The sequence below is a fragment of the Mesorhizobium sp. M1D.F.Ca.ET.231.01.1.1 genome (assembly GCF_003999155.2).
In the GTDB taxonomy this organism is placed as follows: Bacteria; Pseudomonadota; Alphaproteobacteria; order Rhizobiales; family Rhizobiaceae; genus Mesorhizobium.
The window spans coordinates 79,033-97,495 of the sequence record NZ_RZOZ02000004.1; the positions used below are offsets into that span (position 1 = coordinate 79,033).

Annotated in this window: 17 protein-coding genes; 8 read left to right on the forward strand and 9 right to left on the reverse strand. The window is 65.9% G+C overall.

The features are described 5' to 3' along the window. The first annotated feature begins 320 nt into the window (after positions 1–320). The 8 genes from EN874_RS12910 (at position 321) to EN874_RS12950 (ending at position 8,740) form a co-directional block, all read left to right on the forward strand. Positions 321–1,088, forward strand: a complete 768-nt coding sequence (locus EN874_RS12910; RefSeq protein WP_127425081.1) for a Crp/Fnr family transcriptional regulator — start codon at positions 321–323, stop codon at positions 1,086–1,088. Between the two features lie 391 nt (positions 1,089–1,479). Next, complete coding sequence (locus EN874_RS12920; protein ID WP_127425083.1) at positions 1,480–2,121, forward strand: ThuA domain-containing protein; 642 nt, start codon at positions 1,480–1,482, stop codon at positions 2,119–2,121. Between the two features lie 195 nt (positions 2,122–2,316). After that, the gene (locus tag EN874_RS12925; RefSeq protein WP_127425084.1) at positions 2,317–3,060 is read left to right on the forward strand and encodes a FadR/GntR family transcriptional regulator; all 744 of its coding nucleotides are present in this window, start codon (positions 2,317–2,319) and stop codon (positions 3,058–3,060) included. A gap of 90 nt (positions 3,061–3,150) precedes the next feature. Then, positions 3,151–4,314 (forward strand): galactonate dehydratase, encoded by a 1,164-nt coding sequence (dgoD, locus tag EN874_RS12930; RefSeq protein WP_245513565.1) that lies wholly within the window; start codon positions 3,151–3,153, stop codon positions 4,312–4,314. Positions 4,315–4,316: 2 nt separating this feature from the next. After that, a complete protein-coding gene (locus tag EN874_RS12935; RefSeq protein ID WP_127425086.1) occupies positions 4,317–5,093 on the forward strand; it encodes an SDR family oxidoreductase in 777 nt (258 codons plus the stop codon). Between the two features lie 83 nt (positions 5,094–5,176). Next, positions 5,177–6,169: a substrate-binding domain-containing protein gene (locus tag EN874_RS12940; RefSeq protein WP_245513552.1), complete on the forward strand. Its 993-nt coding sequence runs from the start codon at positions 5,177–5,179 to the stop codon at positions 6,167–6,169. A gap of 64 nt (positions 6,170–6,233) precedes the next feature. Continuing rightward, positions 6,234–7,754, forward strand: a complete 1,521-nt coding sequence (locus EN874_RS12945; protein WP_127425087.1) for a sugar ABC transporter ATP-binding protein — start codon at positions 6,234–6,236, stop codon at positions 7,752–7,754. Continuing rightward, entirely contained in the window at positions 7,751–8,740 is a 990-nt protein-coding gene (locus EN874_RS12950; protein ID WP_127425088.1) for an ABC transporter permease, read from the forward strand. Before EN874_RS12945 ends, EN874_RS12950 begins: the two co-directional genes overlap by 4 nt. Positions 8,741–8,760: 20 nt before the next feature. Here the strand turns inward: EN874_RS12950 and EN874_RS12955 are convergent, their stop codons facing one another. From EN874_RS12955 to EN874_RS12995, 9 genes are all read right to left on the reverse strand, one after another. After that, on the reverse strand, positions 8,761–10,116 hold the full coding sequence (locus EN874_RS12955) for a glutamine synthetase family protein (RefSeq protein ID WP_127425089.1): 1,356 nt from the start codon (positions 10,114–10,116) through the stop codon (positions 8,761–8,763). 271 nt (positions 10,117–10,387) lie between these two features. Beyond that, positions 10,388–11,086, reverse strand: coding sequence for a GntR family transcriptional regulator (locus tag EN874_RS12960; RefSeq protein ID WP_127425090.1), 699 nt, complete (start codon positions 11,084–11,086; stop codon positions 10,388–10,390). Positions 11,087–11,267: 181 nt separating this feature from the next. Then, entirely contained in the window at positions 11,268–13,100 is a 1,833-nt protein-coding gene (gene atzF, locus EN874_RS12965) for an allophanate hydrolase (protein ID WP_127425091.1), read from the reverse strand. After that, on the reverse strand, positions 13,097–13,447 hold the full coding sequence (locus EN874_RS12970) for a cupin domain-containing protein (RefSeq protein ID WP_127425092.1): 351 nt from the start codon (positions 13,445–13,447) through the stop codon (positions 13,097–13,099). Before EN874_RS12970 ends, atzF begins: the two co-directional genes overlap by 4 nt. Next, on the reverse strand, positions 13,440–14,108 hold the full coding sequence (locus tag EN874_RS12975; RefSeq protein WP_127425093.1) for an isochorismatase family cysteine hydrolase: 669 nt from the start codon (positions 14,106–14,108) through the stop codon (positions 13,440–13,442). Before EN874_RS12975 ends, EN874_RS12970 begins: the two co-directional genes overlap by 8 nt. After that, positions 14,108–15,640, reverse strand: coding sequence for an ABC transporter ATP-binding protein (locus tag EN874_RS12980; protein WP_127425094.1), 1,533 nt, complete (start codon positions 15,638–15,640; stop codon positions 14,108–14,110). Before EN874_RS12980 ends, EN874_RS12975 begins: the two co-directional genes overlap by 1 nt. A 10-nt stretch (positions 15,641–15,650) precedes the next feature. Continuing rightward, entirely contained in the window at positions 15,651–16,352 is a 702-nt protein-coding gene (locus tag EN874_RS12985) for an isochorismatase family cysteine hydrolase (protein WP_127425095.1), read from the reverse strand. Positions 16,353–16,392: 40 nt separating this feature from the next. Continuing rightward, positions 16,393–17,319 carry an ABC transporter permease gene (locus EN874_RS12990; protein WP_127425096.1) on the reverse strand — a complete coding sequence of 309 codons (927 nt, stop codon included), beginning with the start codon at positions 17,317–17,319 and terminating at the stop codon, positions 16,393–16,395. Further along, on the reverse strand, positions 17,319–18,434 hold the full coding sequence (locus tag EN874_RS12995) for an ABC transporter permease (protein ID WP_245513566.1): 1,116 nt from the start codon (positions 18,432–18,434) through the stop codon (positions 17,319–17,321). The genes EN874_RS12990 and EN874_RS12995 overlap by 1 nt, the downstream gene beginning before the upstream one ends. Between the last annotated feature and the right edge of the window lie 29 nt (positions 18,435–18,463).

Below are 18,463 nucleotides of genomic sequence, written 5' to 3' on the forward strand. Positions count from 1 at the left end.
GGTTGGTGCATGCCGCATCGAGACAGATCCCGGATCTTGTTGTGTCCGCACCCATTCTTGGGTGATGGCACACATGCCATCCCGCAAGAATGGGTTGTCCCCGCCGGCTTCCAATCGATCAAATTTGATTAAAACGCCCTCAGAGGCATGTCGCTGTTACCCCGGGCACAGCGGGGTGACTATTTTCCGATATGCTAATCTGCTAATGTTGTTGGCTTGCGCGATTGCGCGAGAACGGCTTGGAATTCGGATTCGTTCTAAGAGCTGACTAAGGCAACGCTTTAGGGGACCGGGGCGCTTACCCTCTAGGGGCAGGAGCCATGGCAGTGAATAGTAATGAGTTTCGGATCAGACAGCTCTGTGAAATATGTCTATTTCGGCAATTTGGGCAAGACATTCTTGGCGAATTGGCCAAAGTGGCTATCGTTCGAAGGATTCCCAAGAACAAAGTTTTAACTCACCTTGGCGATGTACCGCGTTATGTTTACTACATAATCCAAGGAAAAATTCGACTTAGCGCTCCGCTTCCGGACGGTCGGGAATTCATCTTTTCAGATCTTGGCCCGGGTAACACTTTCGACCTGACTAGATTGTTCAGCAGGCGCCCGAGCAACATGAACGCTGCTTCAATTGTTGACAGCGACTTGCTCCAAATCGAAGTAGCCTTCATGGCTAGGATCTTCGAAAAACACCCCGATCTCGCACTAAAGGTGATTCCGCATTTGTGCGAAGCAACGCACGAAGCGCAAGAGCGGGTGATCCACACTGCGGCCAGTGCCTTATCCACTCGACTGGCGACCACGCTCTTGCGATTGACAGAGAGCCCGCGCGGAATGACTTCAATGGATAGAATTGATATTTCGCAGACCGACCTGGCGGCAATGGTCCCGGCTTCTCGAGCGAAAGTCAATCGTTGCCTTAGAGAATGGGAACGGCGCTATTTGACCCAATACGACCACGGCTCGTTGACGATCCTCAATCGCGCCGGTTTAGCGGCTGTTGCTCTTGGCGAGGCCGCCTTTGATCGTCCAATGATACATATCGCACATGATCGGGCGTCTCCATGGCATGCTCCTGGGAGACACTGAACGGGTCGGCCCGCACCCTTGGCAAAGTCTTTCTCTCAGCGTCGTAGGTCGCCCCACCGGACACCAAAGTGAGCGCAAAACAGCAAGCTTTGCAGAGTCGGGGCCGCCATCCGGCTTCGCTTGCGTGTCCCCGCAACCAGATACCAAAAACGGCCCGCCTCCCGCGGGCCGTTTTCGTTTGGCGCCCGACGTTCTTTCAAGCTCGACTCGGCAGCACTTTGCAGCGATGGTCGCTCAACGCCGCGCTGCCGCAGGTCTGGCCGCTCGGCTAGAGCGTTTCAGCGATTCATAGAATCGCCGAACCGCCCTAAGTATTTGTTTTTACGCAATTCCCGACGGAAAACTGTTACACACTTTTCCTGGAATTGCTCCAACGCACAGGGAGCACAGAATGCGGCAGGCGCTGATCGTATGGGGTGGCTGGGAAGGACATGAACCCGAGGCCGGGGCGCGTGCCGTCAAGGCAATGCTCGAGGAGGAGGGCTTTGCCGTCCGTGTGGAGAACACGACCGCGGCGTTCGCCGATCCGGCGATCGCCGAGCTCAGCCTGATCGTGCCGATCTACACCATGTCCAAGCTCGCCAAGGCCGAAGAAGCCAACCTGACCAAGGCGGTCGAAAGCGGCGTCGGCCTCGGCGGCTATCATGGCGGCATGGGCGACGCGTTCCGCGAATCGACGGACTACCAGTTCATGTGCGGCGGGCAGTGGGTCGCGCATCCCGGCAACATCATCGACTATCGGGTCAACATCGTGCGGCGCGACGATCCGATCGTGCAGGGCATCGACGACTTCGCCTACCGCTCCGAGCAGTATTACATGCATGTCGATCCCTCGAACGAAGTGCTGGCGACCACCACCTTCTCGGGCGAACACGCGCCGTGGATCGACGGCGTGGTCATGCCGGTGGTCTGGAAGCGCCGGCACGGCAAGGGACGAGTGTTCTATTCCTCGCTCGGCCATGTGGCCAAGGAATTCGAAGTGCCGCAGATGCGCACGATCCTGCGTCGCGGATTGGTGTGGGCGGCGCGCTGATCTCGTAGCCCCAGGCCGATCGCCGCGCGGCGATGCCAGCCGCGCCTACGGCCGGTCGCGGAACAAGAATGCCGGAAGGCATGCATCCTCCCACGTTTTGGCGATCATAACAGATCATATGAATGAGAGATTTACATAAGACCTGGCCTTTCATACAACAGCCGGCAGCAACATGCTCTATCGGGAGAGGATTGCGTGGAAACCATCGTTCCTTCGGACGCAATCGGCTGGATGCCTTCGATCGACCAGGGCGGGGCAAGCGTGCACAACGCCGTCGTCAGCGTGCTGGGCAGCCGCATCCTGGGCGGGGACTATGCTCCCGGCGCCGCCCTGCCGCGCGAGGACGAACTGTGCGCCATGCTGGGCGTCAGCCGCACTTCGGTCCGGGAAGCGGTCAAGGTGCTGTCGGCGAAAGGCCTTGTCGAGGCCAGGCGGCGCGCCGGCGTGCGCGTGCTGCCGCGCGACAGCTGGCGGCTGCTCGACCCGGTTGTGCTCGGCTGGCACCCCTCCATCCAGGATGACGAGGAGCTCGTTTCCGGCCTGCTGGAAGCGCGCCGAATTTTCGAGCCCGCGGCGGCCGAACTTGCGGCAAGGCGCGCCAGCGCCGCCGACCTCGCCGAGATCGAGCGCGCCGTGGTCGGCATGCGCGAAAACATCCCGGGCGACCTCAACGCCGTCTGCCAGGCGGATCTTGCCTTCCACAAGGGCGTCATCGCCGCCAGCCACAACGTCGTGCTCAAGGGGCTGGTGGGCATGCTGGAGGCGGCCCTGCGGGCCACGTTCCTCGTCACCAACCCGCTGATGGAAGCGCAGTCGCGCGCGCTGTCGGCGCATGTCGCGGTGCTGGAGGCGATCCGCATCCGCGATACCGCCGGCGCCCGTGGCGCGATGAACAGGCTGCTCGACATCGCCGCCGACGATCTTCACGCCAAGGGCTGACGTTTCCGCCTTGACGCCATTTTTGATCGTATGATATTCGCATTTCATATGATCTAAATGCCGCTTGGGAGGAGTTTGCGCTTGAGGATCGTGGCCATCACCACGCGCGTCGTGAACGCGGATATGCGCAACTGGGTATTCGTGCGCGTCGAGACCGACCAGCCGGGCCTCTACGGCTGGGGCGAGGCGACGCTGGAGTGGAAGACCCAAGCCGTCGTCGGCGCCGTCAACGACCTGGCGCCGCTTCTGATCGGGCGCGATCCGCGCGACATCGAGCAGGCGGTGCGCATCCTCAAGAAGCATTCGTTCTGGCGGCTCGGCGTCATCGGCATGTCGGCTGTTTCCGGCATCGAGCTGGCGCTCTGGGACATTTTCGGCAAATGGCTCGATCAGCCGGTCTGGCGGCTCACCGGCGGCAAGGTGCGCGACCGGGTCAAGGTCTATACCCATCTCGGCCTCGGCGACATGCACGCCGTTTACGAGACACTCGATACCGAGCCGCTGGTGCAGCGCGCCTCCGAGGTGGTGGCGAGGGGCTATCGCGCGCTGAAGGCCGTCTTCATTCCCTACAGCCACTATCACGCGCCGCTCGTCGAGGTCGATAAGGTCGGCCGCCTCATGGAGGCGCTGCGCAAGACGGTCGGGCCGGAGGTCGAGATCATGGTCGACTTCCACGGTCGTCCCGCCTCGGCCTCAACCGCGCTCGCTTATATCGACGCGCTGGCGCCCTATCGGCCGATGTTCGTCGAGGAACCGCTGCCGCCGGGCGAAACCGGCGCACTGGCGCAGCTCGCCGCCAGGTCGCGCGTGCCGATCGCTACCGGCGAGCGGCTGATCGACCGTCCCGAGTTCGACGAGCTTTTCCGGGCAAGGGCGGTCGACATCGTTCAGCCCGACATCTGCCACTGCGGCGGCCTGCTCGAGGCCAAGAAGATCGCCGCGATGGCCGAGGCGGTCTCCGTCGGCGTCGCGCCGCACAATCCGCTCGGCCCGATCGCGGGCGCCGCCGCCCTGCATTTCGCCGTCTCCACGCCCAACCACCTGATCCAGGAGGAGATGGTCGGCGCCGTGCCCTGGTATTTCGAAGTGGTGAAGGGGCCGATCCGCATGGTCGACGGCTGCTGGCAGGTGCCGGACGCGCCGGGACTCGGCGTCGAGGTTGACGAGGCGATCGCCGCCCGGCATCCGTACAAGCCCGAAGTCATGCACACCACCAACGCCGTGCTTGCCGACGGCACCATCGTGGACTGGTGAGGATGGCCGGTCGTCTCAAGGAAAAGGTGGTCGTCATCACCGGTGCCGGGCGCGGCATCGGCGAGGCGACGGCGCGCGCGATGGCGGCGGAGGGTGCTGCGATCGTCGTGGCGGAAAAGGACGCGGCGACTGGAAGAAGCGTCGCCGCGTCCCTGGCCGAAAGCGGCGCGCGGTCGCTGTTCGTCGAGACCGACGTCGCGGACAGCAAGTCCTGTGAAGCGACGGCCGAACGGACGCTCGCCGCCTTCGGACGGATCGACGTGCTCGTCGCCAATGCCGGCATCAACGTGTTCCACGAGCCGCTGGAAACCAGCGAGGAGGAATGGCGGCGCTGCTTTGCCGTCGATCTCGACGGTGTGTGGTATTCGGCGCGCGCGGTGCTGCCGGCGATGCGGGCCCGGAAGCAGGGCTCGATCGTCGCCATCGCCTCCTGCCATTCCTTCGCGATCATCCCGTCGACCTTTCCCTATCCTGTCGCCAAGCACGGCCTGCTCGGCCTGGTGCGCTCTCTCGGCATCCAGTACGCGCCCGAAGGCATTCGCGTGAACGCCATCGCGCCGGGCTACATCGAGACGCAGATCGCGGTCGACTACTGGAACACGTTTCCGGACCCGCAGGCAGAGCGCCAGCGCACGTACGACCTGCATCCGCCGCGCCGGATCGGCCGGCCGGAGGAGGTGGCGATGACCGCTGTCTTCCTCGGCTCCGACGAGGCGCCATTCATCAACGCGGCCTGCATCGTCATCGATGGCGGGCGCTCGGTTCTCTATCACGAATGAGGTTTCGCGCCGGCGGCCGGTCGCCGGCAGATGTTTTCAAGCAGGTCAGGTCCCGCCGGCCGGGATCGATTGGGAGGAAGCCAATGAAAAGCATGATCAAGGTGTGCCTTGCGGTTGCGGCGACCGCCGCCGTCGCGTTCACGGTCCACGGCGCCGGCGCGCAGGACAAGATGAAGTTCGGCTACATCAACAAGATGGGCGACCATCCCTGGTTCGTGCGCGAGGTGAAGGGCGCCAAGGACAAGGCCGCCGAGCTCGGCGTCGACCTGCTTGTCCAGGACGTCCAGTTCGACGCCAACCTCGCCGTCACCACCTTCGATACCTATGTCGGCGACGGCGTCAAGGGCATCGCCGTGGTGGTGCCGGACCGCTCGCTCGGCCCGGTCGTCGCCGACAAGGCGAAGGCCGCCAAGATCGGCCTGATCGCGGTCGACGACGACATCGCTTTCGCCGACGGCACGCCGGTCGCCTATGTCGGCATGAACGCGCTCAACATCGGCAAGCAGGTCGGCGCCGAGATCGCCCGGATCGCCAAGGCCGAAGGCTGGGACAAGGACCTCTCCAAGGTGCGCGTCGGCTCGATCGAGGACCAGAAGGCCGACACCTGCATGCGCCGCAACAAGGGCGCGGAGGAAGCGCTGGTGGCGGCGATTCCGGAGATCAAGTCGCGCATCGTCTCGATCCCCTACGACAACACCATGGTCAATTCGATCGACGTTGTCTCGACGACGCTGACCGCCAATCCCGACGCCGAGAAGTGGGTCTTCTATTCCTGCAACGACGACGGCGTCCTCGGCGGCGTGCGCGCCACCGAGAATGCCGGCATGAAGCCGGAGAACGTCATCGGCATCGGCATCGACGGCTCGCGCTCGTGCGAGGCTTTCGGCGCCGGCAAGCCTTCCGGCTTCCGCGGCACGATGTGGCTGGACAGCGCCAAGCATGGCGCGGCGGCGATCCAGGCGCTCTACGACCAGGCCACCGGCAAGGAGATGCAGAAGGACTATTTCCAGGACGCCACGCTGATCAGCGGCGAGAACTTCGCCAAGTTCAAGGACACGCTCGGTTGCAAGTCCTAGGCCTTCTTTCTGCCTCATGGTCGGCGGCCCGATGGCGCGCGGCTTCACACGGAGCCGCGCGCCAATGACCGCGCCCATCGTTTCCGTCGAAGGCGTCAGCAAGCGCTTCGGCGCCGTGCAGGCTTTGCGCGACGTATCGGTTGCCTTCAACGCCGGCGAGATTACGGCGCTCATCGGCGAGAACGGCGCCGGCAAGTCGACGCTGATGCGGGTGCTGGAGGGCGAGCATCGCCCGGATGGCGGCCGGGTGCTGGTCGACGGCCAGCCGGTGCAGCTCAGCTCGCCGCGCGTCGCGCACAGCGCGGGCATCCGGGTCATCCATCAGGAGCCGGAGATCATCCAGGAACTGACGGTGGCGGAGAACATCTTCATCGGCGACATCAAGGCGCGCGGCGGGCTGTTCCTCGACCGCGCCGATCTTGAGCGGCGCAGCCTCGAGCTGCTCGGCACTTTCGGCGTGGTCGACGTGCTTTCGCCAGGGCAGCGGTGCCATGGCCTCAGTCCGGCGCTCAGGCAGCTCATCGAGATCATGCGGGCGCTGCGGCCGGGTGCGCGGCTGCTCGCCTTCGACGAACCGACCTCGTCGCTCACGGAGGACGAGGCGCAGCGGCTGTTCCGCGTCATCCGGCGGCTCAAGGCCGACGGCGTCGCGGTGATCTACATCTCGCACCGGCTGCGCGAGATCATCGAGCTTGCCGACCGCTGCGTGGTGATGCGCGACGGCAGCCGCGTCGCCGACGAGCCGATCGCCGCACTCGACGAGCAGCGCATGGTGCGGCTGATGGTCGGCCGGCCGGTGAGCGACCTGTTCAACCGAAAGGAACGCGCGCTGGGGCCGGTCCGGCTGGCGCTCGATGGCGTCACCACGCGCCGCGTCGAAGAGATCAGCTTCGAGGTGCGGGCGGGCGAGATCGTCGGGCTTGGCGGCCTGGTCGGCGCCGGGCGCACGGAAGTGGCCCGCGCCATCGTCGGCCTCGATCCGTTGCTGTCGGGACAGATGACCGTCGGCGGCCGGCCTTACAGGCCGCGCGAGCCAGCCGACGCGGTGGGCGCGGGCATCGGCCTGGTGCCGGAGGACCGCAAGCAGGAAGCGCTGCTTCTCATGCAGGCGGTGCGCGACAATGTCAGCCTCGTGGTGCCCGACAAGGTGTCGCGCTACGGCTTCTTCAGCCGCAGGCGCGAACGCGCGCTGGTCGCCCGTCATGTCACCGAGCTCAGGGTCAAGACGCCATCGATCGAGCAGGCGGTCGGCAAGCTTTCCGGCGGCAACCAGCAGAAGGTCGTCTTCGCGCGCTGGCAGGCGCGCGGGCCGGCGGTGCTCATCCTCGACGAGCCGACGCGCGGCATCGATGTCGGGGCCAAGGCGGAGATCTACAGACTCATCGAAAGCCTCGCCGACCAGGGTCTCGCCATCCTGCTCATCTCCTCGGAGATGCCGGAGCTGCTCGGCCTCGCGGATCGCGTCCTGGTCATGCAGAGCGGACGCATGAACGGCGAGCTGCCGTGGCGGGAGGCGAGCGAAGAGGCCGTGCTGGCGCTGGCGATGCGCTCGGGCAAAGAGACAATCGAAAGGAGGGTATCGTGACCGATACCGCGACCGCCGGCCGCGAGCGCGCGCCGGCAAGTCTGTTCGGCCGCATCGGCGCGCAGAACATCAGCCTGCTGATCGCGCTGGTCGTGCTGCTGGCGATCTTCGGCGCGCTGAGGCCCGACGTCTTCTTCACGCCGCGCAACCTCATCAATATCGGGCTCGCGGTCACCATCCTCGGCATCCTCGCCATGGCGCAGACCGTCGTCATCGTGTCGGGCGGGCTCGACATCTCGGTCGGATCGATCGTGGGCCTGAGCACCATGGTGCTCGCCGTCGCCGCCCAGGAGACCGGCTCGATCCCGGCCGGCATCCTCGCCGGCCTGCTCGCCGGACTTGTCGCCGGCGCCGTCAACGGGCTGATCATCGTCTACGGGCCGGTCAACGCGGTGATCGCGACGCTTGGAACCATGTCTGCCTTCCGCGGCCTCGCCTATCTGATGAACAACGGCAACTCCATTCCAATCACCGGCGACAGCCTGCGCGCGCTCGGCATCGGCACGCTGTTCGGCCTGCCCTTCGCGATCTGGCTGCTGATCGCCGCGATGGTGGCGTTCATCGTCTTCACCCGCGAGACGGTCGTCGGCCGCAACATCTATGCGCTCGGCGGCAACCCGACGGTGGCGCGGCTCGCCGGCATCCCGATCCGCCGCTACCAGATCTCGATCTATGCGATGAGCGGCTTCGCCGCGGCGGTGGCAGGCCTGGTACTGGCCAGCCGCACCATGTCCGGGCAGCCGGCATCCGGCAGCCAGGGGCTGGAGCTCGAGGCCATCACCGCCGCGATCCTCGGCGGCTGCGCGCTGCAGGGCGGCAAGGGCACGATCGTGGGCGCCATGTTAGGGGTGCTGATCATCGGCGTCCTCAACAACGGCATGATCCTGACCAGCGTGCCGACCTTCTACCAGTTGCTCGCCAAGGGCGCGCTGCTGATCCTGGCGGTCATCGTCCAGGAGCGTCAGCGGGCGCGGTCGGGAGAGTAGCCCGCAGCCGGTCTTTCAGCTTAAACGCTTTCGAGATAGGTCTCGATCTCGAAGTCGCTGACGTTGAGCGCGAAGGTGTTCAGCTCCTGGCGCTTGCACGCGATGAAGGCGTCGCGCAGCACGGCCGGGAAGATTTCGGCGACGCGCGCGCCGGTCTCGAAGGCGGCGATCGCCGAGGCCCAGTCTGGCGGCAGCTTGGCAAGCGCCAACCCCTGTCCTTCGCCGCCGGTCGGCTCGCCAGGGGACAATTCCTTCTCGATGCCGATCAGGGCGGCGCCGAGGATCGCCGCCAGCACCAGATAGGGGTTGGCGTCGGCGCCGGAGACGCGATGCTCGATGCGGCGCGCGGCCGAAGGACCGCCGGGAATGCGGATCGCCACCATGCGGTTCTCGTAGCCCCAGGCGACGGCGGTCGGCGCATAGGAGCGCGGCCGCAGCCGCCGGTAGGAATTGAAATGCGGCGCGAACACCAGCGTGCTTTCGGCCATGGCGGCAAGCAAGCCGCCGACCGCGTGGCGCATGGTCTCCGAGCCCTGGTCGCTGCCGTCGTCGAAGACGTTGCGGCCTTCCTTGTCGACGACGCTGAAATGCACATGGAGGCCGTTGCCGGCGCGCTCGCCGTAGGGCTTGGCCATGAAGCAGGCGGCGAAGCCGTGCTTGCGGGCGATGCCCTTGACGGTGCGCTTGAAGAGCACGGCGTCGTCCGCGGCGCGCAAGGCATCCGGAACATGGTTGAGGTTGATCTCGAACTGGCCGACGCCGTTCTCGGCGATCGCCGTGTCGACGGGAATGCCCTGCATGCGGCAGGCTTCATAGACGTCGTGGATGAAGGCCTCGAAATCGTCGATCTCGTCGATCGACAGCGCCGCGTCGGAATCGAGGCGCCGGCCGGTGATCGGCGAGACGGGGCCGACGGGCCGGTGCGACGTCGGGTCGACGAGGTAGAATTCGAGCTCGGTGGCGGTGACCGGCGTCAGACCAAGTGCTGCGTAGCGGTCGAGGATGCGGGCGAGCGCACGCCGCGGATCGCCGAGATAGGGCGCGCCGGCATCGTCCGCCAGCCAGAGCGGCAGAAGGGCCGTCGGATGCGCCGTCCAGTCGACGGGCAGGATGCCGCGTCCCGTCCACTGGCAAAGCCCGTCGGCATCGCCGGTCGAGAACACCTGCGCGTTGCCTTCGATGTCCTCGCCCCAGATGTCGAGCCCGATAGCCGAATAGGGCATGCGCAGCTTGCCTTCGAGCGCCTTGCGCGCCTGCTCGACCGGGATGCGCTTGCCGCGCATGATGCCGTTGAGGTCGCACACCGCGGCCCGTAGGCTCTGGATATCGCTCCTGCTTTCAAGCCAGTTCAAAACGTCCGCAACTGCATCGCCCAATTTCCAGCCCCTGTTTTTTCGGTAGCCATTTCGGCTACGCTACCCATTTTTCAGCTTGTGAGTTCGTGAAGGCCGCCCTGGAGATTTGCGGGCTTGTTTCCTTCATTTTTTCAATTCACTAGCTGGAATATCGGGCGGCATTTCAGGTCCAAATTGTGCGATCTGCGATCGCAACGTAGCAACAAGCATCACGAAAGCCAAGCGCATTCGATCCGCCTTCATCTGAGCCACCCACGATGGCACGGGTGCGCCGGTAGCAGCGGCCCGCCGGCTAATGCCGCAGTTCCGGGAATTTCACCTGGCCGAGGATGTGCCTCGCACCCTCGTCGATGTCGCGCACGATGGCGGCGCGGGCCCGCTCGCCGTCCTGGGCCTCGATCGCCGCCACGACCTCTTCGTGGTAGTCGATACCCAGGATGCCGGCGAGATCGTCCTCGAAGCCGATGCGCAGGTTGCGCAGGAAAGGCCCGACCTGCATCCACACCGTCTCGATCAGGAAGATCATCTGCTCATTGCCGCAATGGCGGTAGATCGAGAATTTGAAGTCGTGGTTCTTGCGCAGATAGTCGTCGATGTCGCCGCTGCGGGCGGCCTGGGTGAGCTCGGCGCAATGACGCCGGATGGCGCGCAGATTGTTGCCGTTGATGAGTCTTGTCGCGAGCTCGGTGGCCGAGCCTTCCAGGGCCGTGCGCACATCGGTCAGCTGGTGGAAACGATCCGCCGAGATCATGGGCACCTCGACGCTGCCGTTCGGCATCGGGCTCAGCGCTCTCAGCGCCTGCAGCCGCATGAAGGCGCTGCGCACCGGCATGTCGCTAGTGCCGAGCTCCTTGGCGAGCTTGCGCGAGGTCAGCTTCTGGCCCGGCCGGAGCTGACCCGACATCAGCGCCCGCACCAGTTCCAGATAGACTTTCTCATGCAGGGGTACTGTGTCGAGGGCAGTCAGTCCGAATTGTGTTTTGTCGGCCATTGGCTATGCGCTGCTTCGTCCATCCCTGAGATCCGTTCCGTCACGCAATCTGCCGCAGGGATACTTATCCGGCGATTTCGAGCCGCACGATAGACGGTTAACGCGCCGCCGCAAGGGCGGCCAGGGTTGCATCCCGGCCAGCAAGGCGCGCCGCGGCCTCCAAATCGGAGGGCTTTGTCGTTCAGCTGGACGAAAGGCCCCCCAGCCGTCGTTGCGCTTCGCGGGTGCTGGCGATGAAACTGCGCCAGCCGCCGTAGGCCGAGATGTCCGTCGCCGCCGACAGGCCGGCGCTCTCGGCCAGGAAACCCTTCGCCGACGTGCCGTCGTCGAGTTCGATGGTGCCGATGCCGAGGGGTGGCGGGATGGCTGCGACGAAACGGCCGAAGGCGTCGGCGCAAAGGCGCCACACCTCGATCTCGATGGCCGTGCCGTCATTGCCGACCCGGACAAGACCCGGTTTGGGCGGGGTCTGGCCGGCGAGCTCATAGAGCTTGTAGCAAGGGGCCGTCCGCGCCGACCTGCAGAAGCGTGCGCCGGCCTCCTTCAATTGGCCGTTCAGCGGCATGCCCGAAAGATGCGCGCCGACCACCACCAGTTCGATCGTGCCATCCTCGGTCGGTGCGCCGACAGGCCGCGCGTTCGACTGCCGCCATCCGGTCGCCCCGAGGGTGAGGCCGCTCGCGGCATGGAGATCGCGCGCGAGGGACGCGACAAGGCCGTCCCTGCCGGCGGGCGCGAGCAGGGTCACACTCATCGGCAGACCATCGTTGCGCGCGCCGGCCGGCACGGCTATGCCGCACATGTCGAGCAGATTGACGAAATTGGTGTAGATGCCCAGGCGGCTGTTGGTCACGATCGGATCGGCGAGCACGGCATCGACGCTGTAGTGGGTCGGCGCGGTCGGCACGCAGAAGAGATCGACGGTAGCGATAACCGGGGCGAGCCGCGCCTTGCAGGCCTGCAAGGCATAGAGCCCGCGGAAAGCGTCGGCGGCCGACAGGTTCCTGGCGCCGCCGATGATCTTGCGCGTCACCGGATGGAGGGCTGCTTCATTCGCCTCGAAGAAATCGCGGATCGCCGCATAGCGCTCCGCCACCCAGGCGCCTTCGTAGAGAAGATCGGCCGTGGCGTAGAAGTCGCCGAACGGGATCTCGACGAGCTTGGCGCCGAGCGCCTGCAGGGCGACAAGAGCGGCCTCGAAACCGGCCTGCATCGAGGCGTCGCCGAAGAATTTCAGGTCGGCCTTTGCCGGGATGCCGACATTCAGCATCGGCGGGCGCGGCGCGAGCGGCTGGACGGCGATGTCGCGCGAATAGGGATCGGCCGCGTCGCGCGCGGCTGCCGCCGAGAACACCGCATAGGCATCGTCGACCGTCAGCGCGAAGACCGAGACGCAGTCGAGCGTGCGGCAGGCCGGCACCACGCCTGTCGCGGACAGCGCGCCGACGGTCGGCTTCAGTCCGACGATGTTGTTGAGGCCGGCCGGGATGCGTCCGGAGCCGGCGGTGTCGGTGCCGAGCGCGAAGGAGACGACGCCGCGCGCCGTCGCCACCGCCGAGCCGGAAGAGGAGCCGCCCGGCACCATTTTCGGATCGATCGCATTGCGCGGGATCGGCCAGGGCGTGCGCACGCCGACGAGGCCGGTGGCGAACTGGTCGAGATTGGTCTTGCCGACGACCAGGGCTCCCGCGGCCTTCAAGCGCGCCACGACCGTGGCGTCCTTGTCCGGCGTGTAGGCGTATTCGGCGCAGGCGGCCGTGGTCGGCATGCCGGCGACGTCGATATTGTCCTTGACGGCGAAGGGGATGCCCCACAGCGGTTTCGCATCCGGGTCGAACCGGCCGAGCGCCTCGGCCTCGGCCAGCATCTCGGCTCGCGCCGCAAGGTGGATGAAGATGCCAGGATCGCCAGCCGCCGCGATGCGGGCAAACACCGTATCGATCACCTCGGCAACGCCCGCGCCAGCCCGGTAGGCCGCGTGCAGGCTGCCGATGTCGAAATGGATGTCGCTCATTTCGTCTCTCCCAGGATGATCACCGGCAGGTCCCACTGGATCAGCACGACGCAGCCCTCCTTGGCCCATACCGAGTGCTCCGTGCCGACCGGATTGAGGATCACGCTGCCCGCCGGATAGTCGCCGTTCTCGTCGCTCTGGGTGCCTTCCAGCACGACGATGGTCTCCAGTCCGGCATGGCGGTGGCGCGGCACGCCGGCGCCGGGCTGATAGCGAAGCACCGCGACGGACGGTTCGGCCGGCCCGCCCCTGAGCAGCCAATGCGCGGCGACGCCGTCGCGGAAAGGTTCGAACGCCAGCTCGCGCCAGCCGCCGCCGATGAGGCCGGCAAAGGCAAGATTAGGCATTCGCAATTCCCTCGAGGACCTGATCGGTGGTCGCCGTCCAGCCGACAATTGCGCCCTGCGCCCTGATCATGGCGAGCGCGGCCGCCTTGAATTCGGGAAAATAGCTTTCCGTCGCATCTTCGGCGACCAGGCATTCAAAGCCGCGGTCGTTGGCCTCGCGCACCGTCGTCTGCACGCAGACTTCGGTCGTCACGCCGGCAAAGACCAGTTGCCTTGCGCCGAGCCGCTTCAGGTCGTCGCCGAGGCCGGTCGCGTAGAAGGCGCCCTTGCCGGGCTTTTCGATGACGATCTCGCCAGGCAAGGGCGCAACGTCCTCGAGGATCGCGGTGCCGGGTTCGCCGGCGATCAGCACGCGTCCCATCGGGCCGACATCGCCGATGCGGATCGAGGGATTGCCGCGGTCGCGCTTGGCGAGCGGCAGGTCCGAAAGGTCGGGCCGGTGGCACTCCATGGTATGGATCACCGGCAGGCCTGCAGCGCGAAAACCTTCGATCAGCCGCCTCACCGTCGGCACGATCGCCGTGACCCGGCTGACATCGTTGCCGAGGCTGGCGCCGAAGCCGCCGGGCTCGGCGAAATCGCGTTGCATGTCGATAACGATGAGCGCCGTCGTCTCGGGCCGGAAGGCAAAGGCGAAGGGCCGCGCTTCGATTTCGGCCATCAGTGATGCCCCGCCATGTGCTCGCCGATGGTCTGCACGCTCGCCTGCGCGATCTGCGTCTCGTAAACCAGCGCGCCGTCGGACATGACGAGGATGCGGTCGGAGAGCTCCAGGAGCTCGTCGAGGTCTTCGGACATCAGGAGCACCGCGGTCCCGGCATTGCGCGCCTTCATGATGCGGGCGCGGATCTCGGCGACGGCGGAGAAGTCGAGGCCGAAGCAGGGGTTCGACACGATGAGCAGGTCGACCTCGCCGGTGAGCTCGCGGGCGAGCACGGCGCGCTGCACGTTGCCGCCCGACAGCGAAGCGATCGGCGAGGAGAGCGATGCGGTCTTGACCTTGAACTGCTCGACCAGCCGGGCGCTGAAGGCCTTGATGGCGGCGGCGCTGATCCAGCTCACCGGCCTGCCGTTGCCGTCGATGTCGAAGGTGCGGAAGGCGATGTTCTCTGCGACCGTCATTCTCGGCGCGCAGGCATTCTTCAGCGGCTCCTCCGGGATCAGGCGGACATTGAGCGCGCGCGCCTCGGTGCGCGTTGCCGCATAGGCGGTGCCGCGAACCATTATTTCACCCCGGTCACGGGCGCGCTGGCCGGCCAGCACCTCCAGGAATTCCTTCTGGCCGTTGCCGGAGATGCCGGCGATGCCGACGATCTCGCCGGAGCGCACGCCGAGATCGGCGATGTCGATCGATTTGAGGCCCGTGCGGTCCGGCGCCTTGAGCGCCTTCACCTTGAGCACGATCTCGGCGTCCGGATTCGGCTCGGAGCGGCTGTCGAGTGCCGCGATCGGCTGGTCGCCGATCATCATCGCGGCCATGGCTTTGTGAGAGAGGTCCGAGACCTTCCCGGTTCCGGTGAGCCTGCCCTTGCGCAGCACAGTGATGTCGTCGGCGAATGCGGTGACCTCGTGGAACTTGTGCGAGATCATCAGCACAGTGAGGTCGCCGGCCTTCGTCATGCCGCGCACCAGGCCGAGCACTTCCTGCGCCTCGCCAGGGGTGAGCACGGATGTCGGCTCGTCCAGCACCAGGAAATTGCGGCCAAGATAAAGCTGCTTGATGATCTCCAGCTTCTGCTTCTCGCCGGCGGCGAGCTCGGCAACCTTGACGTCGAGCGGCACGTTGAACGGCATGCCGCTCATGAAGGCGGCCAGCGCGCTGCGCTCCTTGCGCCAGTCGATGACGCCGGGCACCTTCTCGCGCGAAATCACCAGGTTCTCCGCGCCGGTGAGCGAAGGCACGAGCGTGAAATGCTGATAGACCATGCCGAGGCCGAGCGCCGAGGCATCCCTGGGGCTGGCGATCGCGACCTCGCGTCCGTCGACCAGCATGTCGCCGGAGGTCGGGTGGTAGAATCCCATCATGCATTTGACCAGCGTCGACTTGCCGGCGCCGTTCTCGCCGAGCAGGGCATGAAACGAGCCTGCCGGCACCTTGATGGAAACGTCATCAAGCGCCGTGAAGGCGCCGAAGCGCATGGTCATGCCGATGGTCTCGACGCCGATCGCCCTGCCGTGGGGAGTTCCGCTCATCGCCGGTTCCTCACGGCAGCTGGGCGACGAGCGCGGCGGAGTTCGACACCGCGCCGAAAACGCCGCCCTGCATCTTGATCATCTTGATCGCCGCCAGATGGTTGCCGTAGTCGGTCGCACCGCAGCAGTCCTCCAGCATCACGCATTCGAAGCCGCGATCGTTGGCCTCGCGCATGGTGGTGTGCACGCAGACGTCGGTGGTGATGCCGGTGAGCACGATGTTTTCGACGCCGCGCCGGTTGAGGATCAGCTCGAGATCGGTGGCGCAGAACGAACCCTTGCCGGGCTTGTCGATGATCGGTTCGCCCTCGACCGGGTAGAGGTCAGGGATGATGTCCCAGCCGGGTTCACCTCGCACCAGGATCCGTCCGCACGGGCCTGGATCGCCGATGCCGGCATTGATGCGGCGTGAGCGCCAGCGCTTGTTGGCCGGCAGGTCGGCGAGGTCGGGCCGGTGGCCCTCGCGCGTGTGGATGATGGTGTAGCCCTTGGCTCGCATGGCCGACAGCACCGCCTTGATAGGCTCGATCGGTGCGCGGACCAGCGACAGGTCGTAGCCCATATGGTCGACATAGCCGCCCGGCCCGCAGAAATCGGTCTGCATGTCGATGATGATCAGCGCCGTGTTGTCCGGCCTCAGATCGCCATTGTAGGGCCAGGGATAGGGATCGGCTTCGATATAGCGCTGGGTGATCTCGGCTCTGGCGTTCATGGCAAAAACTCCGGTCTCGCGAGCGGTTCGTGGTGCGCGGTCATTTGGTAATCGACAGTTCGCCGGGCGCGCCGGCGAGCGTGCGGCTCGGCGACGAGGTGGCGATCATGATGACGAGGGTGAGGATGTAGGGCGCGGCGTAGAAGAGGTAGTAGCCTTGGGTGACGCCGACCGACTGCAACGCCGGGCCCAGGGCGCCGGCGCCGCCGAACAAAAGCGCTGCGGCAAAGCAGCCGAGCGGGTTCCAGCGCGCGAAGATGACCAGCGCCACCGCCATCAGCCCCTGGCCCGACGAGATGCGCTCGGTCCAGCTGCCTGGATAGTAGAGCGACAGGTAGGCACCGCCGATGCCGGCGAGCGCGCCGCCGACTCCGGTGGCGAGAAGCCGCACCGTGTTGGGATTGAGGCCCATGGCACGCGCGGCATCGGCACTGTCGCCGACGACGCGCACGATCAGGCCGATGCGCGTGTTGCGGAAGGCCCACCAGAGGAAGACGGCGAGCGCCGCGCCGATCAGGAACAGCACGTTGACGTTGAGCGCCGCTTGCACCTGCGGGATGTCGGACCAGGCGCCGAAAGAGATCGCCGGCAGGTCCGGCGCCGAGGGCTGGATGAAGGGCTTGCCGAAGAAGAAGGCGAGGCCGGTGCCGAACAGCATCAGGGCGATGCCGATGGCGATGTCGTTGACCTTCGGGAATTTGCAGATCCAGCCGTGGAAGAGGCCGAAGCAGAGGCCGGCGACCGCTGCGGCCAAAAGGCCGAGCCAGGGCGACCCGGTCATCACCGCCACCGCGTAGGCGCTCATGGCGCCGAACACCAGCGTGCCTTCGAGGCCGAGATTGATGCGGCCGGAACGCTCGGTGATGGCTTCGCCGAGCGACACGAAGATGAAGGGGGTCGAGACGCGGATGGCGCCGCCAAGCATGGCGAGCGGAACACCCCAGAGGCCGATGTCGGTCGTCTCCATCAGACATTTCCCTTCAAGAAATCGGGCCTCTGCCAGAGATCGGGGTTGAAGAGCTTGAAGCGGCCGTAGAAGGTCTCGCTGAACAGGATGACGATGAAGAGCATGCCCTGCAGCACCAGAACGGTTGCGTCCGGCAGGTCCATGCGGCGCTGGATCAGGCCGCCGGACGCGTCGATGCCGCCAAGCAGAATGGCGACGGGGATGATGGCGAGCGGATTGTGGCGGGCGAGGAAGGCGACGAGGATGCCGGTGTAGCCATAGCCCGCGGCAAGCGAGCCGTTGGCGCTGCCCTGCACGGCCGCGACTTCCAGCATGCCGGCAAGGCCGGCGAACCCGCCAGCAAGCGCGGTGAAGCCGACGATCAGCGGCCCGACGGCCAACCCCTGCACCTGCGCGGCCCTGACATTGCCGCCGGCGATGCGGGCAGCAAAACCCCAGCGGGTCTTTTCGATCAGCAGCCAGGAGAGAACGCAGGCGAGGGCGCCGACGACGAGGCCCCAATGCACCTCCATGCCCGGGATGTTGCCGACGCGGTAGATGTCGGCCAGCGGCTGGGTCGAGGGCTTGTTGAGCGAGGCGGGATCGCGCAGCGGCCCTTCCACCAGATGGTTCATCAGGGCGATGGCGATGTAGGCCATCAGCAGGCTGGAGATGGTTTCGTTGACGGCGCGGTAATGGCGGAGCGCGCCGACGGCACCAATCCAGATGCCGCCGGCGGCCACGCCCCCCACGCCCATGAGAAGGATGACGAGAAAAGACGGCGCGCCGTTCAGCGCCACGCCGATGGCGGCCGCGGCGACGCCGCCCAGCACGATGGCGCCTTCGCCGCCGATGACCACCAGGCCAAGGCGTGCCGGCAGCGCCACGCAGAGCGCCGCAAGCAAGAGCGGCGCGCTGCGCGACAACGAATTCTGGATCGAGAACCAGGAGCCGAAACCGCCCCGCCAAATCGTCTCGTAGAGCTGGACCGGCGATTTGCCGACAGCCAGGATGAACAGGCTGAACAGCACCATGCCGACGACCAGCGCCGCGAGCGGAATGACGAAGGCTTCCGCCCGCCTGGCGATCCATTCGAGCGTCGCCCGATATCCCCCGGCATCGAGGATGGTCCGCATGTCCGGGCCGCTCACGGTGTCCGCCATGT

What these genes read in the sequence shown, in the direction of transcription:
- EN874_RS12985 (WP_127425095.1), bottom strand. Translation starts at nt 16,352, where the DNA reads ATGAACGCCAGAGCCGAGATCACCCAGCGCTATATCGAAGCCGATCCC.
- atzF (WP_127425091.1), bottom strand. Translation starts at nt 13,100, where the DNA reads ATGAGCGACATCCATTTCGACATCGGCAGCCTGCACGCGGCCTACCGG.
- EN874_RS12920 (WP_127425083.1), top strand. Translation starts at nt 1,480, where the DNA reads ATGCGGCAGGCGCTGATCGTATGGGGTGGCTGGGAAGGACATGAACCC.
- EN874_RS12945 (WP_127425087.1), top strand. Translation starts at nt 6,234, where the DNA reads ATGACCGCGCCCATCGTTTCCGTCGAAGGCGTCAGCAAGCGCTTCGGC.
- EN874_RS12980 (WP_127425094.1), bottom strand. Translation starts at nt 15,640, where the DNA reads ATGAGCGGAACTCCCCACGGCAGGGCGATCGGCGTCGAGACCATCGGC.
- EN874_RS12970 (WP_127425092.1), bottom strand. Translation starts at nt 13,447, where the DNA reads ATGCCTAATCTTGCCTTTGCCGGCCTCATCGGCGGCGGCTGGCGCGAG.
- EN874_RS12990 (WP_127425096.1), bottom strand. Translation starts at nt 17,319, where the DNA reads ATGGAGACGACCGACATCGGCCTCTGGGGTGTTCCGCTCGCCATGCTT.
- EN874_RS12995 (WP_245513566.1), bottom strand. Translation starts at nt 18,434, where the DNA reads ATGCGGACCATCCTCGATGCCGGGGGATATCGGGCGACGCTCGAATGG.
- EN874_RS12975 (WP_127425093.1), bottom strand. Translation starts at nt 14,108, where the DNA reads ATGGCCGAAATCGAAGCGCGGCCCTTCGCCTTTGCCTTCCGGCCCGAG.
- EN874_RS12940 (WP_245513552.1), top strand. Translation starts at nt 5,177, where the DNA reads ATGAAAAGCATGATCAAGGTGTGCCTTGCGGTTGCGGCGACCGCCGCC.
- EN874_RS12935 (WP_127425086.1), top strand. Translation starts at nt 4,317, where the DNA reads ATGGCCGGTCGTCTCAAGGAAAAGGTGGTCGTCATCACCGGTGCCGGG.
- EN874_RS12910 (WP_127425081.1), top strand. Translation starts at nt 321, where the DNA reads ATGGCAGTGAATAGTAATGAGTTTCGGATCAGACAGCTCTGTGAAATA.
- EN874_RS12960 (WP_127425090.1), bottom strand. Translation starts at nt 11,086, where the DNA reads ATGGCCGACAAAACACAATTCGGACTGACTGCCCTCGACACAGTACCC.